Origin of the sequence: Sphingopyxis sp. H050, from assembly GCF_001468265.1 — a bacterium.
Taxonomy (GTDB): Bacteria; Pseudomonadota; Alphaproteobacteria; order Sphingomonadales; family Sphingomonadaceae; genus Sphingopyxis.
The window spans coordinates 25,468-39,432 of sequence record NZ_LNRZ01000016.1 but is presented as its reverse complement, the minus strand read 5'-3'; the positions used below and the strand labels follow the sequence as shown (position 1 = coordinate 39,432).

Annotated in this window: 12 protein-coding genes; 2 read left to right on the top strand and 10 right to left on the bottom strand. The window is 60.1% G+C overall.

All coding sequences use genetic code 11. The features are described from left to right. Positions 1-279: 279 nt before the first annotated feature. The 8 genes from ATE67_RS20490 to ATE67_RS20455 form a co-directional block, all read right to left on the bottom strand. Positions 280-597: a hypothetical protein gene (locus ATE67_RS20490; RefSeq protein WP_058801169.1), complete on the bottom strand. Its 318-nt coding sequence runs from the start codon at positions 595-597 to the stop codon at positions 280-282. 5 nt (positions 598-602) lie between these two features. After that, positions 603-857, bottom strand: a complete 255-nt coding sequence (locus ATE67_RS20485; RefSeq protein WP_058801168.1) for a DUF5983 family protein — start codon at positions 855-857, stop codon at positions 603-605. After that, positions 850-1,377, bottom strand: coding sequence for a hypothetical protein (locus tag ATE67_RS20480; RefSeq protein WP_197412006.1), 528 nt, complete (start codon positions 1,375-1,377; stop codon positions 850-852). Before ATE67_RS20480 ends, ATE67_RS20485 begins: the two co-directional genes overlap by 8 nt. A 33-nt stretch (positions 1,378-1,410) precedes the next feature. After that, on the bottom strand, positions 1,411-2,304 hold the full coding sequence (locus tag ATE67_RS20475) for an ArdC family protein (protein WP_058801166.1): 894 nt from the start codon (positions 2,302-2,304) through the stop codon (positions 1,411-1,413). Next, the gene (locus ATE67_RS20470; protein ID WP_058801165.1) at positions 2,301-2,852 is read right to left on the bottom strand and encodes a hypothetical protein; all 552 of its coding nucleotides are present in this window, start codon (positions 2,850-2,852) and stop codon (positions 2,301-2,303) included. The genes ATE67_RS20475 and ATE67_RS20470 overlap by 4 nt, the downstream gene beginning before the upstream one ends. A gap of 103 nt (positions 2,853-2,955) precedes the next feature. Further along, positions 2,956-5,007 (bottom strand): ParB/RepB/Spo0J family partition protein, encoded by a 2,052-nt coding sequence (locus ATE67_RS20465; RefSeq protein WP_058801164.1) that lies wholly within the window; start codon positions 5,005-5,007, stop codon positions 2,956-2,958. A gap of 482 nt (positions 5,008-5,489) precedes the next feature. Further along, positions 5,490-5,939: a MucR family transcriptional regulator gene (locus ATE67_RS20460; RefSeq protein WP_058801163.1), complete on the bottom strand. Its 450-nt coding sequence runs from the start codon at positions 5,937-5,939 to the stop codon at positions 5,490-5,492. Positions 5,940-6,018: 79 nt separating this feature from the next. Next, on the bottom strand, positions 6,019-10,245 hold the full coding sequence (locus tag ATE67_RS20455) for a strawberry notch family protein (protein WP_058801162.1): 4,227 nt from the start codon (positions 10,243-10,245) through the stop codon (positions 6,019-6,021). 673 nt (positions 10,246-10,918) lie between these two features. Here ATE67_RS20455 and ATE67_RS20450 point away from each other — a divergent pair. Together ATE67_RS20450 and ATE67_RS21220 are read left to right on the top strand one after the other, a co-directional pair. Beyond that, complete coding sequence (locus tag ATE67_RS20450; RefSeq protein ID WP_058801172.1) at positions 10,919-12,037, top strand: replication initiation protein; 1,119 nt, start codon at positions 10,919-10,921, stop codon at positions 12,035-12,037. 173 nt (positions 12,038-12,210) lie between these two features. Then, positions 12,211-12,573: a VOC family protein gene (locus tag ATE67_RS21220; RefSeq protein WP_081997280.1), complete on the top strand. Its 363-nt coding sequence runs from the start codon at positions 12,211-12,213 to the stop codon at positions 12,571-12,573. A gap of 245 nt (positions 12,574-12,818) precedes the next feature. Here ATE67_RS21220 and ATE67_RS21595 read toward each other — a convergent pair whose 3' ends face one another. Both ATE67_RS21595 and ATE67_RS20435 read right to left on the bottom strand, forming a co-directional pair. Next, on the bottom strand, positions 12,819-13,148 hold the full coding sequence (locus ATE67_RS21595) for a hypothetical protein (protein ID WP_152998855.1): 330 nt from the start codon (positions 13,146-13,148) through the stop codon (positions 12,819-12,821). Continuing rightward, positions 13,145-13,828 carry an AAA family ATPase gene (locus ATE67_RS20435; protein WP_058801160.1) on the bottom strand — a complete coding sequence of 228 codons (684 nt, stop codon included), beginning with the start codon at positions 13,826-13,828 and terminating at the stop codon, positions 13,145-13,147. Before ATE67_RS20435 ends, ATE67_RS21595 begins: the two co-directional genes overlap by 4 nt. Positions 13,829-13,965 lie beyond the last annotated feature (137 nt).

Here is a 13,965-nt window from a genome sequence, read left to right as displayed (position 1 = left end):
GTGCCGAGCTCCGCGCCGCCTGATGCTTATGTTGCAACAGGCTCGATAAGGCGACGCGGATTGGTGTGATGTGTGACCGGGAAAGTTGATGGCGCCTGAGAACGCCCAGTAGTAGTTTGGTCCGCATCCGCCTTTGCTCGATCCGGGGATGTGAATACGGATTATGGTACGCGGCTACGGCCGCGACCGGATACAAGTCTATGCACGGATAGTGCATCAGCTGACCTCGGAACGAATGAAGCCAATCCTTGAGCATTGCGTGTGGGGGCCCCCAGCCCGTCAACAGAAGGAACCGTTCAATGGGATCTTGACAAGGCCCGGATCATACAAGTCGATCTTCATCCAGACTTTTCGCTCACGGAACAGGATGGAGGCGAAGTCGTGCTCGGGACTATCGGTAGCAAACTCGCAGCGGCGAAAGGCTGCGAGCAGTTGAGCCTGGATGATCGCCGGGTGCTCTTCCTGGGATATACGGAAAGTCTCGAGGCAATTCCTGGTAATCATAATTCGGGCGCGGCGATCGAGGCCAAGGCGAGCGTCATCGTTCAGCCGCGCAATCGTTGCCGTGCGGGCCGTGGCGTTGTCAGAGATGTGCATGGCCGTCACCAATCGTAGCTTGGGAGTTCAGCGGCAGGCGGGGCGTCGCGGTCGAACATGATCCAGCAGCAATGACGATCGCGGGCGAGCGCCATGCACGCGAGCAGGTCTGCAGGGAGGTCGTAGTCGGGTTCGACGACATAGACGAACCATCCGTATTCGGATTTTTCGTAGGCGGGGTAGTCACACTCAGGCAGCCAGCGATTGCAGGTTGCTTCGGTGAGATTGCCGGTCGAAAGCACAAGCATCGACTCAATCATCGATGCCCTCCGTGGCTCTTGCGAGCCACACGGCCAGCTGCTGACGCATGATGCCGATCGGCGCGTTGATTTCAGTTACAGGCGCATCGGGCGCGATGTATCCGCGATGACGAAAAGCCGCGAGGAAGCTCTTCATGACCTTGAGGTAGATGTGGCCGCCTGCGATCGCGACGTCGGTGAATGGGCGATCGCCATGTTCGGATAACGAGGCCATCTCACAGGCAGCGCTATTGCCGTAGTTATCGGGCTTTCGGGGCGAAGGCGGGCGCGGCCAGCGTGTCGCCAATCCGCCGGCGATCATTCGATCGGCGAGCGCGGTCGTCAGCCTGCTGTCGTAATTCTGGATCGGCGACCTGGAGTCGAGGAAACCATATCGTGCGGACAGCACGGTTACCTTTAGGATCGCCCGATCGCCCGCATGGCAACGGACCGTTTGCCAAAGCGGTCCGTCATAGCGGTCGATGGCGGGCATATAGCCGTCATGCTGCCGCTTTGTTGCGGAACAGGCGAGGATGAGCAACCGATGGGCTCGAGGTGGAAGCGCAATCATCGATCAAGCCGCAATCGGCAGAGCTGAGGCGGCATGGGCATGAATCCAGTCGGTTGCAGCCTGTGCCGCCGCCGCGGCGCGAAATATCGCGCGCGTATCGTTCCCGAGTATGTTCAACCAGCTCGCAACATATGCGGCGTGGTCCCGCCTTGGCGAATAGGCCAGACCAAGGTCGGCCATCAGGAAACTGGCGCCGACCTCGGCAACCAGCTCTTCGCGGGCCCGGATGGTCCGGTCCTTGAAATAGTCCCGAAGCGTTTCGCGGCCGAGGCGCTGCGCGCTCCCCGTCGAATGAACGATTTCATGTCCGAGCGTCGAAATGAAGTCTTCGTCGCTGTCGAAGGCTTCGCGGTCGGGCATGTAGACGCGGTCCTGATCGGGCCGAAAATACGCATCCCAAGGGCCATAGTGCACGGGGACGCCGACGCTTTCGAGGAACAATTTCGCAGAGGCGGCTATCTCGCCGATCGGCCGTGCGCTTGCCTGTGCCCGTTCGGGCGCGCCGTCGACCTGCGATTGGTTGAAGACGACAAAGCTCCGAGCAAAGAAGCGGGCGCCGCGGTCCTCGCCATCGGAATCCGCCGACGTGGGTTCATCGCGCTCTTGCTTTTTCCACAAAATGACGTGCGTACCGGTTTCGCCGCGGCGCACCTGTGCGCCGACGTCATTCCACTGACGGTAGGTAGCCCACGTCCCGGATCGAAAGCCGTGAGCCTCGGCCGACGCCCAAAGGACGAGGCGGTTGATGCCGGTATATGCGCGTCCGACAGCACTGGTCGGCCGCATCACCGTCCCGCCGTCATGGTGCCAGGGCATACGCCACTGGCCGGCGCCGGCGTCGATCGCAGCGGCTAGCTCGGCGGTGATCGTTTGATAGATGTCGTGACGGGGCTTCATGACGCGTTTCCTTTTTGAAGTTCAGAGCGTTGCTCACCCTCTCCATCCCCGCTTTCCTCCTTGTCCGCGCGATCGCGCGGTGACGCATCGGCCGATGACGTGTCGTCGGCCGTGATTTCCAATGGAGGGATCTGAACGTCCGCTGCCGCGAACCATGCCCGCAGTGACGTGAGGCTATCGTGTTGGTCGAGGATCTCTCGCGTGGCGACAGTCGCGCCATTTTCGTTGGCGGGGTACGTCACGACCTCGCCGTTTCCCGTGAATACTTCGCGATGCGGGAGCCACGATCCGCTGTAGCCCGCGCACCACCGCGAATAGGACAGCCCGTTCTGCAGGCACCAAAGTTCAAGAACGGGGAAATGGCCTCCGATTGCCTGATGGTCGAAGAGCTGCAGGGATTGGCCCTCGATGCGCGATTCAGGAGAGAAGATGTCGCCTTCATCCTCGACGCGAAGATCTTCATCGGCGATCAGGCGGCATAAGGTGACGAACTGCTCCGGTGACACGCGGCCGCCGATGGTGATGGATGCGGATGCACAATCTGGCATCTTGTTGACTCCAATAGAGAAATTTCGGATTGTCGACAGCGGCGCGGAGGCAGACTTCCAACTGGAAATCGAGACCCTTGCTTCCGCGCCGCCCGGTGACGCTTCAGGCTGCGTTGGCCAAAACGGCCCCGGCCTGGTCGACGTCGTTCACGGCAGGGTTGGCCTCGTCGATTTGCTCGTCATCGGCGTCATCGATGGCAGGTTGATCTTCGCCGCTGTCATCGTCGACCGGCAGCGCTTCCGGTTCATCCGGGGTCTCGGCGGCGCGAAACATCATGACGTCCGGGATCCAGCTTTGCGCCCGCGCCTTCACCTCAGGCGTGACGATTGTTTCGCCGGCGCAGAGTTTTGCGGCTGCAGACGATAGGGCGGCCTTCTTTTCGCTGGCGTAGCGACCCGGAAGCTCGGGATCGAGCTTGCCCAGGATCGACAGGATCTGCGGCTTGCGGATCTTGTCGAAGAAGGCATCCGCGCTCGGCCGCCAGTGTTCGGCGGTATCGATACCGAGCAGCGCGCCAAGCTCGGATTGGAAGCGGTTAGCGCGATCGCCGGTGGCGAGGCTCGCCTGAAGGCTTTGACTGACGGCAAACGCAAGCCATGCTGCCTTGTCCGTTTCGTCGAGTTCGCGGAACGCCATGAACGCGCTGAAACTGTCGTCGGCGCCTGCCCAATCGCACGGAAGACCGGAGCGGACCGCATCGAGGCCATCTTGTGCGGCAGTTGAATGGGCGGCGGGGACGCCGGCGGGGTCAAAGAGCTCGCCGATCGTCACCATGACGCCCGTGTCGTTGTAAGCGGCATAGCCCGTAAATTTCCGTGCGAGGCGGAAGATAGTCAGATCGAGCGCGAGCGCGGGATCATGGGCGATGTGCAAAGCCAATACGTCACGCCGTTCCTTGGCAAGCTGCTCCTCGAGCGACCGGGGGAGAGCGTCCTCCAGGGCAGCGCCTTCAGCACATCCGCCGGTGACCCTTTGCGACTGCTTTTCGCGCTTGGGGGCCTTCGTCGAAAAGTAGCGGTGCGACGCCTTCGGGGTGCCATCGCTGGCAAGCACCACGAAGGTTCCAACATGCGGTCGTTCGTCTTCCGGAATCACATAGCTGCGTTTGTCGATTTCGGTGTGCTCGGCGTCCAGCGCTTCATTTTCCGCTTCGAGACGTGAAATCACGTCCGCATCGGTTGCATCCTCCAGTTCTTCCTCGATCGACTGAAGGCGCTCTTCGATCGCGATCATGCGGGCCTGGTCTTCTTCGCTCAGCTCGCCGCGCCGGATGTAATAGTCGTGCAAGCCGTCGGTCGCCGAATGCGGAACGTGCTGGGCTAGGAGAACCCGAACCCATCCGAGTGTGCCGACGGCCATGATGGCGTCTGCAGCTTGCTCGAGCTTCGCGCGTGCGATGTCTTCGGCGATCGGGCGATCGAGCCATTGACCTTCGCCCTCGCCGGCGAAAAGGTCACGTTCGATACGGCCACCGGCGGCGAGATATTCTTCCTCACCGACCAGTTTCGCGACGGCGCTGCTCGCCTCGATCGCGCTGTCGTTGACATAACGCCGGATCGTGTGCGGTTGGTCGCCCTGCCAGCTATCCTTGAAAACATTCCAGGCAGCGAGCTGCGTGTCGCGATCGGAGGTGCTGCCATAGGCCTTGGCGACATCGAGCGTAATCTTCCCTTCAGCGAGGGCGTCGAAGATCGGCTCTGCAAGATCGGCGAGGCGCAGGCGCCCCTGAACGTGACGGACCGTGACGCCCATGCGCCGCGCGAGTTCTTCTTCGCTTTCGCCCTTGTCCATGGCCGCGCGGTAACCGCGGCATTCATCGGCGGGGGACATGGCTTCGCGAATGATGTTTTCGGCCAAACTGATCTCTTCGGCGAGCGCGGCGGCTTCGTCATTGCACACACGCGCATCAATCATTGCATTCTTTGGCAGCTTGCCGCTTTTGATGAGCTGCCCGATCGCGCGCCAGCGTCGGCCGCCCGCATGAACGTCGAAGAACGACTTCTTGTCGGTCGCCGGGCTGACGATGACGGGCTGAAGAAGTCCATATGCGTCGATCGAAACCGCGAGGGCATCGATACCGGCTTGGGTGAAGGTTTTGCGGGCATTGGCCGGCGAGAGGCGGAGCTTGTTGAAAGGAATCGGTTGGTTCTGCATGATGAATCTCCGGTGACAACCGAGACCCGGATCATGGGCTTAACTCCCAAGGGGCCTCGCCCCCTTCCATCCCCCTCCCCTCTCATTGTTGGCGTGCCGAAGGCGCGCCATAGTTCCGCGCAGCGCGAGTTATTGCGCGCGGGCGCTATCCTCCTATGGAAGAGCGTGTGGCCGGGAGTTTTGAATCGCTCGAAGAGATCAGGCGAAACCGCTCAAACGTCGCGGTGCGATGCGGATTCTGTGACCATCAGGGCGTCGTGGACGGCGGAATATTGTGGCGTTGGTTTGCTCTTCACCGATGGGATAGTCGGCCGACGGACGTCATCGAGCATATGCGCTGTACCATCTGCCGGCGCCGACCGGTCGAGGTCGGGGCAACGTCGGAAGCTCCAACGATCGAATTTGGGCCGCGCGATGAGGCGGAATGGCAGGAAGTTGTGGCGAGGCTGCGCCATCGGCCGCCTCGCCAGCCAGAGTGGTGATCAGCCGCGCTTGGCCGCCCCGCGGGCAGGCTTGCGGCCGCCACCGCGTCCCTTCGTTCCGAGCCCGATTTCCTTAGCCAGCACTCGGCGCTTCTCAGCATATTCAGGCGCAACCATCGGATAATCGGCAGGGAGCCCCCATTTTGCCCGATAGTCGTCTGGCGTGAGCCCATAATGCGTCATCAAGTGCCGGCGAAGCATCTTCAGCTTCTTTCCGTCTTCGAGACACACGATGTAATCGGGTTTCACCGAAGAACGGATTGATACTGCCGGCACAGGCTTCTCTTCGGGCAGCTCTGCAGGCTTCGAAAGTCCGGAAAGCGCAGCATGAACATTGTTGATGAGGATCGAAAGATCCGAGATCGCGACGCTGTTGTTGCCGACATGGGCGGCAACAATATCGGCGGTCAGCGTGAGCAGGTCCGAATTGTCCTGGGGAGTATCGTTCATTGAAAGTCGATCCTGACGTTAGAATTGCGCCCCGCGCCCGTTCAATCCCTGTTGATCGAACGCGGCGCAAGCTATTTCTTCACTCGGTGAGCGCGGTAATAATTTCAGCCGCTCGCGACACCGGGATGAATAGCCTGGTCTTGAACTGGATAATTTCGGTGAAACAGCCCTTGGCTTTCAGGGTCGGCAACGATCGCGGATCAAATCCGTGGAGCTCGAGGCGCGATTCTCCATTCACGCGGCGACGCTGAAGCGTGAGACCGATGGCGCTGCCGATCGGCACTGTCTTGCCTTCCCAGGCAGCGGCGACGATTTCGGCGGGGGCAAGATTGATCGCGCCAGCTATGCCGAGCTTGCCGAGCAGTGAGTTGACGTCGCCATGCGGGACAATGCGACCGAGAAGGGCGCGGCCGTCGGCCGTCACGAGGCGGCGTACTTCGGGATCGTCGCCGAGCAAATTCCATATCGGAAGTAAGCGACCGACCGCGAGGAAGAAGCGTTCGCGGTTCGGGTTGCGGCTGAGCTCCTCGCACTCGGCCGTCCAGGATGTCTCGAACGTCCCGACGTCGACAGGTTCCCACATGCTTTCTTCGAGGTCGCCGGCGGTGATGTACTGATGATGGCCGGGGCGCTGCAGTTGCCATGTCGCGACGGCGTCGCCGGTGTCGGTCAGACGGGTCCGTGCCGGCGTCTGCAGCGCTACCTTGCCTGAGCGGGCATTGCGCAGGCATATAGCACGATTGCCGAAGCGTTCGGCCAATGCCGACACGTCGGCGAGCGATTTCATTTCGCGCTGCCATTCCGCTTCGACGGTGAGGAGCCGTGTCGACGTCGACGGGTCTGCACCTTTGCGAAGCGTAATTTCATCGACGATCGTCAATTTGTCCGCGCGGATGGTTTCGACGCCGGCATCGAATGTGCCAGCCTTCTTCGCGGCATCGATGCGAGTTTCGACAAGACCCAAATATTCGTCGAAGATGGCATTCTGGATCGCGATCGGCAGCGCCAAGATGCGGTTCAGCCACCGCTGGATAGGCGGCAGCTTCTCGACGAGCTCACCCTCATATTCGAGGCGCAGCCCGGTTCGATGGCAGAAATCGCCGAAGGTGACACTGGTCAGCTTGCCGTGATGGAGCAGCCTGTACCAGGACAGCAAGGCGTCTTTGGCATAGTCGCTTTCGAGATTGTCCATTGGATCAAACAGATTTTGGCCGCCTGTCTGACGCTGGCCCCGGGTTAGCGCACCAAGTGCGTCCAGCCGGCGTGCGATCGTCGATATGAATCGACGTTCGCCGCGGCAGTCTGTGGTGACTGGCCGAAAGATAGGGGGCTGCGCCTGGTTGGTGCGATTGGTGCGGCCGAGCCCCTGCACCGCGCGATCGGCGCGCCAGCCTGGTTCGAGAAGGAAGTGAACCCGGCGCTGCTGATTTTGGTGATCCAGACTCGCGTGGTAGGATCTTCCGGTCCCGCCGGCGTCGGAAAACACGAGAATACGCTTGGCGCCGTTCATGAAGGCATCGGCGTCAGCCATGCAAGCGGAAGGTGAGCGTGACTGCAGTTTCTGGCTTCCGTCGGGCAGGCGCACGAGGCGTTTCGTCCGCCCGGTAACCTCTGCAACGGCGTCGGTACCAAATCGTTCGATGACCGCATCGAGGGCGGGCGCGATCGGCGGCATCGCCCCCAGCAATTCGAGCGTGTCGGTCCGGATCTGCAGGGCTTCCTCGCTATGGACCGGATTGCCGTTTGCGTCGGACAGCGGACGCGACCGTTCATTGCCGTCGTCATCGCTGACGATCTCCATAGCCCGGGTCGGGAACGCCGCCTGAAGATAGTCCATCACCAGTTCGCGAGGCGAAAGGTCCAGCGCCAGTTCTGCGCGATCGGCGGGGTCGAGATCTGCGAGGCGGCGCGAGAGCAGGGCTTCGCTTGTCGTGACGAGCTGGATGACGGCGCTCTGGTCCGATTGGAGAGCGACATCGATGGCGGGCAGAAGGCTTGGCAGTTTCATCGCGAGAAGGAGAGCCGAGAAGAAACGCTGTTTGGCGCTTTCGAACCGCGAGCGCGCAGCCGAAAGGGCTTGGCCGTTAAGCGTGGCGCCGGTTAGCCGGTCGACGACGCCGGCGGCGGCAAGGGCCTCTTCCATGTTCCGGTGGATGATCGCCCAGGCGTCGGCATAGGTGTCGAAATCTTTGATCTGCGCAGGCGTCAGCGCGTGCTCGAGGATGTCATATTCGACACCGGCATAGGAGAGCGCGCGAGCGGTATAGACGCCCATCGCCTTCAGCTCGCGCGCGACCAGCTCCATTGCGGCAACGCCGCCGTCACGAATCCGCGCAGCGAAAGCCTCGCGATCGACGAACGCAGTCCCCTCGCCCCACAGGCCAAGCCGGGTCGCATAGGCGAGATTGTTGATGTCGGAGGCGCCGGTCGCCGAAGCATAGATGACGCGTGCCCGGGGCAGGCGGTTCTGCAGTTCAACTCCGGCAATACCTTGCTGGGATCCGGCTACGGTGCCGAACCGCCCTTCCCCGCCGGCAACACCGCCCATCGCGTGCGCCTCGTCGAACAAGAGCAGCCCGTCGAACGCGTCGCCAAGCCACGCGAGAATCTGGTCGAGACGTCGATCGCCGCCCGCTTCGCTCCGCAAGGTGGCATATGATGCGAACAGGATGGCATCGCCCATTTCGATCCCCGCTCCTGCGCGGACACGCCCCAAGGGTTGGATGTCGAGCGGGGTTCCCCCGAGAGCCTGCCAGTCGCGGCGAGCATCTTCAATCAGGGCGCTACTATCGCTGAGCCAAAGGTGCCGGCGTTTCCCGCGCAGCCATTGATCCATCGTGATCCCGGCAAGCTGCCGCCCCTTCCCTGCCCCGGTCCCGTCGCCAAGGAAGAAGCCCTGACGGTAGAGTTGCCCGTCTGCATGGGGAACGAGAGCAAGCCCCTTTTCGGGTGCGCGATAGCGGCCCGGAAGGTCGATGTCGGTTGCCGCGAGAGCGTGAACGATCGTCTCGAGCTGGGGGGCGCTCAGAATCTTTTCGTCGATGACCCGCTTTGGCAGCTGAGGTCGATAGTTCGGCGCCGGGAGCGCGACGGCCGCCATGGCCGCGGACTCGACCAGCGGGCTCGGATGCTCGCAAGGATTCTCGAATTCGAGGCGCTGGCTGCGCCATGGAACGTAGAGGGCGGTTTCATCGTGGGCCGCGGCGACTGGATCGTGGATACGATAGTTGACGCTGGCGATCTCGAAGCTCGGGAGAGGCCGCGCGGCCCGGGGGAAGGATTTGGCCGGGGATGCTCGAAATGCACCGAATAGCGAACCTGTCCTGGTGGATCGTGGCCGCGTTGGAGGAGTTGGATTGGGGTGGACGATCGCGCGCGCCGGTAGCTGGCCAATTGCATCGAGAAGCTTGCTGACGGTCGTTCGGTTGATCGTCGTTGGCAGGCGCCCGGGCCCTCTCCCCTTGTCGGCGACGACAATCCGGACGGCGACAGATGTTCCCTTCCCGGCAAAGCCCTTGTCGAGACGAAGCATCATGCGGATGTTCGCGCCGGATATTGCCCGATCGAACAGCGATCCATGCTTGCCTCCCGGGTTGAAGTTGTCGGGCATGATCGCGACGATGCGACCACCATATTGCAGAGCGGCGAGCGCGGCGGCGAAGTGGCGGTGAGCGGCAAAAGGATCCATGGCCCCGGCAGCGTTGCGGGCGAAGGGGGGATTCATGACCACGACTGTCGGCGGAACCGATAGGTGCTGATTGATCTGTGCGGCATTGAAGCTGGTGACGCCGTGTTCCGGGAATAGGATGCGAAGGGCCGCTGCGCGGACCGGATCAAGTTCGTTGAGCAGGAGCATTTTCCCCTGCCCCGCCCACTGGGCTATCGTCCCGATGCCGGCGCTTGGCTCGAGTACGATGTCTTCGCTGCCGATAATGGCGAGATGGTTGATGAGCCAGGAGAGATCCAGCGGCGTCGAGAAATGCTGATGGGCGATTTGCTCTTCGCTGCGCACGGTCTGCGTTGGGAAGGATTTTTCCAGTTTGGCGAGCTGCTCGATGATGGCGATCGGCTGTTCGGGAAGCTTTGCGCTTCGGCCTGCGAGGATCGCCGCGATTTCGGTCATGACGAAACTGTCACGCTGCGTCCAAACGCCGTCGGCCGACTTAGCCCCGAACGCCTCGGCCATTACCTCATTGATAAGCCCTCTTCGGACTGGCCTATCGTTTTCGATTTGCGTGACGATCGAGCGCGCAGCTTCGAACAGGCGTCCCGCGGTGTCGGGCGCCCGGTCCGTATCGGTGAGCATAGGAGGATCCTTTCTTCCGGACCGCTATGGTCCTGAAAGCCTCTCCCCCTCTTTTCCTCCTCCTATAAAAATGCCCAAGCGCAGCGCGGGAGGCTTCTAAGATTCTAGTTTCTAAGATTCAGGGGAGAAATGTTGTTTATACTCAGAGAGTTGAGGTGCGTTTATGTGAGCCCAAGGGGGCGACTATGCGAGGCAACGGGGGCTTCGATGTGAGATATCGGGGGCCACCGGCTGAGTGCTCGGGGGATTATGTGAGTGATTGGGGGCCGCTGTTAAAGCGTCGGAATTTGCATCCCGATCGCGTTGACTCTGCTTGATTTTGCAAAGCCTGGACCGCTTTGCAGCCCGAAAGTCAGTTTTATGTGAGGCGCTGGGGGCTCCACATCGATTTCTACCACATCTACGTGAGCGTTCGGGGGCATGTTACCTCGTCAGACTGTCGGTTAGTGTGATTAATTGGGGGCTGAACGTGCCTTTATGTGAGGATTTGGGGGACCTTCAATTTTCTACGGTTTTCCGCCAACTTTTGATGCTGTCTAAGTGTGCGCATGGGGGCTGGCACTAATGGGCAAAAGCGTCAGCATGTGACGGGCGGGCGTCTACCAAAATTGCGTTAGTATGAGTGATGGGGTGCCCCCTTCTCTTTATGACAACCGGGTGTTATGCAACTCATATGAACGCAGAAACTCCGACATCGGAAATCGAGGTTTCGTCAGGCTTTGAGAGCCTCAGCCGGACGTTGCGCGTTGCCGAAGTGATTCGCCGCCGCGAGTTGGATTTTGTAAGCAAGCCCGGTGAGTTGGTCGAATCCGAATTCGAGACGGGTTCGCTCAGCGCCGCTGCCCGTAAGGCGTTTGCTATTATGCTACGCAAGGCTGGACCCGAGGCTGGCGATGACAAGACCTTTATCATCACGAAGAAGGAACTCCGCGGATCGCACAAAGGTAATGAGCGGATACAGCCGGTCATGGATGAACTCCTCCGGGTGATTATCCGCATCCGGACGACTTCGACGAAGGGCAAACCGGCGATTATGTCCCAGTCGCTGCTAGCAAGCTGCGTGGAGGAAATTGCGGAAGACGGCCTCAGCGTTGTGGAATTTCAGTTCTCCGACAACTTTAAGCGGGTGATTCAGCGATCCGATTATTACGCGCGCGTAAATTTGGGTGTAATGCTTGCCCTCCAATCTCGCTACGCGATCACGCTCTATGATCTGGGGTGCTTGGTAATAAATCGCCAGAATCGCGTGGTAAAGATGGAGGTAGAGGAACTGCGGCGCAAGCTTGGAGTACCCGATGGCAGCTTCAAGAATTTTGCCGAGTTTCGGAGGGACGTCCTCGCCAAGTCGAAATCTGAGATTGATCAACTTGCTGATTTTACCGTCGATTGGGAGGAGGTTCGTGGCGCGGGGCGCGGACGGCCTGTCATTGCAGTGAAGCTCAGCTTCAATCCAAAAGACACGGTAGATCAAGAAATGACTGCGCTGGAGCTCGATCGGCCGAAGGTGGGCCGGCGCGCCCGCCGGGACGGAACGGTCGATACAATTGCAGGTGCCCTGCCCCCGTCGCTTCAAGATCGCCGGTCGTTCCCGGAAGGCTCTCTCCACTATGGCGCCGATGCGCGCATCACTTCTATCGTAGTCGATTTCGGGGGTGGCTGGGACAAGGATATTATCGCGGAAGCCTATCGGAAAGAGATGGGGCCTCGCCTGGATAAACTGACCGGGGACGCTCTCTACAAATCGTGGGAAGGCTTCTGCAAATCGTTCGTTCGGCTCCGGGGCCGTGCATGAGCTGCTTGGCCGCCCCCGGTTTCTCACATAAAGCCATTTGCTGCTAATCGCAGGCAGCCTGACTGCTGGTCCACACCGCGATCGCGGCTGCTTCCGACCGATTGTCGACATAGACAACACCTTCCACGCCACCGTATAGCTGCCAGTCAGTCCGATACGTTCAGGAGGCGTCGGTGCAGGTTGAAGCCTTAAACCACGTGCAGCTAGCGATGCCCCCCGGAGAAGAGGCTGCCGCCCGGCGCTTCTACGCAGAACTTCTTGGGATTCCGGAGGTCGATAAACCTCCGCATCTGGCGAAAAGGGGTGGATGCTGGTTCGAACGCGGTTCGTTGAAAGTGCATCTTGGCGTTGAAAAGGATTTTCGACCCGCTCGGAAAGCCCATCCGGCATTTACAGTCACAGATTTGGCCGCCCTTATTCAGCGGTTGAGCGACGCGGGCTTTGAAACCGTCGAAGACGAACCTCTCGCTGGCTATAATCGCCGATATGTAGCCGACCCGTTCGGAAATCGCATAGAATTGATGGAGCCAAAATAGACCGACTAGGTTCAGGGCTATTCCGTCCAAGGCAATATGTCGTCTATCGTCCAATTGCGGTCATATGCCTCCGCAAACCGGGCTACGTTAACGGGTTTTCCTCAGTGCGAGCCAAGTCCAGCGGACCCCATTTGCACGATTGTCAGATTCTGTATCTCACCGTTGAGCAACAAGCAGACGCTGTTCAACTCGTCACGATTGTCGGCGACCGCTAAGCTTTCATCATTGCTCCAGGCTCAGCGGCATCACTGGTCACGATCTTCCATGAAGCGTTTGAAATCCTCGATTGATTTCCAATAAGCGGAATGACCCTGCCCGTCAGTGTAGTCAATAAACCACTGGATGACGTCCTGGGGCCCTTTCACGTAAAGATTTACCGACGGCATCGCCGCTGGCTTGCGGCGACGAATCCCCTGCCCTCGATCGACAAAACCGAGAGTTTCGCCGACGGCGACCGCTCGTGCTTCGTCCTCTCGCTTCAGTGGCGGGAGCGAGCTGGGAAGGCCTCCAAGATCTATAGTACCTGCAGGTTTATCAGCCGGGGGCTTTTTTGAGCCAAAACCATATCCGCTCATGATGGATACTCCTCGCGGATGGCCTCGATCACAGAGGCGGCCAGTTTAGCGGCATTGCCGCGGGCGTTCTCAAGACCAGACGTAGTGTCTGACTCGAGCTCGCTAAGAGTTTTCGAGAAATCGAATATGTCCCTATACGCCGCACGCTCAACCAAGCCGACGTCGAGAACCGGCAAATTGGCCTCAGCGATCGCCGAAGCAATCCTCTTCGAACTCTTCGTCGTAACCGCGCTGCTATCGCGTGAACGAACGAGACGGAATGGAAGCGGCCGCTGAAGTGCCTCCGATTCTTCATGGATAAGCTGAACGGCATTCGCCGCTAACTCGGCGTCGATCGGCGATTGGTTGAACGGCACGAGAACCATATGTGATCGCGCAAAGGCGCGCGACGTCATTCGTGAAGCGGTGCCCTCGAGGTCAACGATCACAAATTGATACTCTTTCGCCAGCTGGTCGACGGTGTTGATCATCGCTCCCTCGGATGGCTTCGCGATAACGGCAAAGGGGGAGCCCCTCCCCTCCTCTGCTCGGCGTTCATGCCACTTGGCGATGATCGCGTTTGGGTCGGCATCCACGACTGCAACCGAAGCGCCATTGCTGCTCAGTTGGTCCGCGAGAATGAACGCAAGGGTTGTTTTTCCGGCGCCGCCTTTGGGATTGGCAATAGAGATTATAGGCATAGGATTTCCATATGGCTTTCGATTGCGATAGCGAGGGCATATTGCAATTCAAGCGATAGCGCAAGCACAAGGCGTGCGATATGCAAATCCATATATAAAGGATATCCATATGGCAATCCAAGCGCAATCGATAGGCT

Excerpts from the sequence above, each read along its gene's own strand:
- ATE67_RS20490 (WP_058801169.1), bottom strand. The coding sequence starts at position 597 with ATGCACATCTCTGACAACGCCACGGCCCGCACGGCAACGATTGCGCGG.
- ATE67_RS20485 (WP_058801168.1), bottom strand. The coding sequence starts at position 857 with ATGATTGAGTCGATGCTTGTGCTTTCGACCGGCAATCTCACCGAAGCA.
- ATE67_RS20475 (WP_058801166.1), bottom strand. The coding sequence starts at position 2,304 with ATGAAGCCCCGTCACGACATCTATCAAACGATCACCGCCGAGCTAGCC.
- ATE67_RS20470 (WP_058801165.1), bottom strand. The coding sequence starts at position 2,852 with ATGCCAGATTGTGCATCCGCATCCATCACCATCGGCGGCCGCGTGTCA.
- ATE67_RS20465 (WP_058801164.1), bottom strand. The coding sequence starts at position 5,007 with ATGCAGAACCAACCGATTCCTTTCAACAAGCTCCGCCTCTCGCCGGCC.
- ATE67_RS20460 (WP_058801163.1), bottom strand. The coding sequence starts at position 5,939 with ATGAACGATACTCCCCAGGACAATTCGGACCTGCTCACGCTGACCGCC.
- ATE67_RS20455 (WP_058801162.1), bottom strand. The coding sequence starts at position 10,245 with ATGCTCACCGATACGGACCGGGCGCCCGACACCGCGGGACGCCTGTTC.
- ATE67_RS20450 (WP_058801172.1), top strand. The coding sequence starts at position 10,919 with ATGAACGCAGAAACTCCGACATCGGAAATCGAGGTTTCGTCAGGCTTT.
- ATE67_RS21595 (WP_152998855.1), bottom strand. The coding sequence starts at position 13,148 with ATGAGCGGATATGGTTTTGGCTCAAAAAAGCCCCCGGCTGATAAACCT.
- ATE67_RS20435 (WP_058801160.1), bottom strand. The coding sequence starts at position 13,828 with ATGCCTATAATCTCTATTGCCAATCCCAAAGGCGGCGCCGGAAAAACA.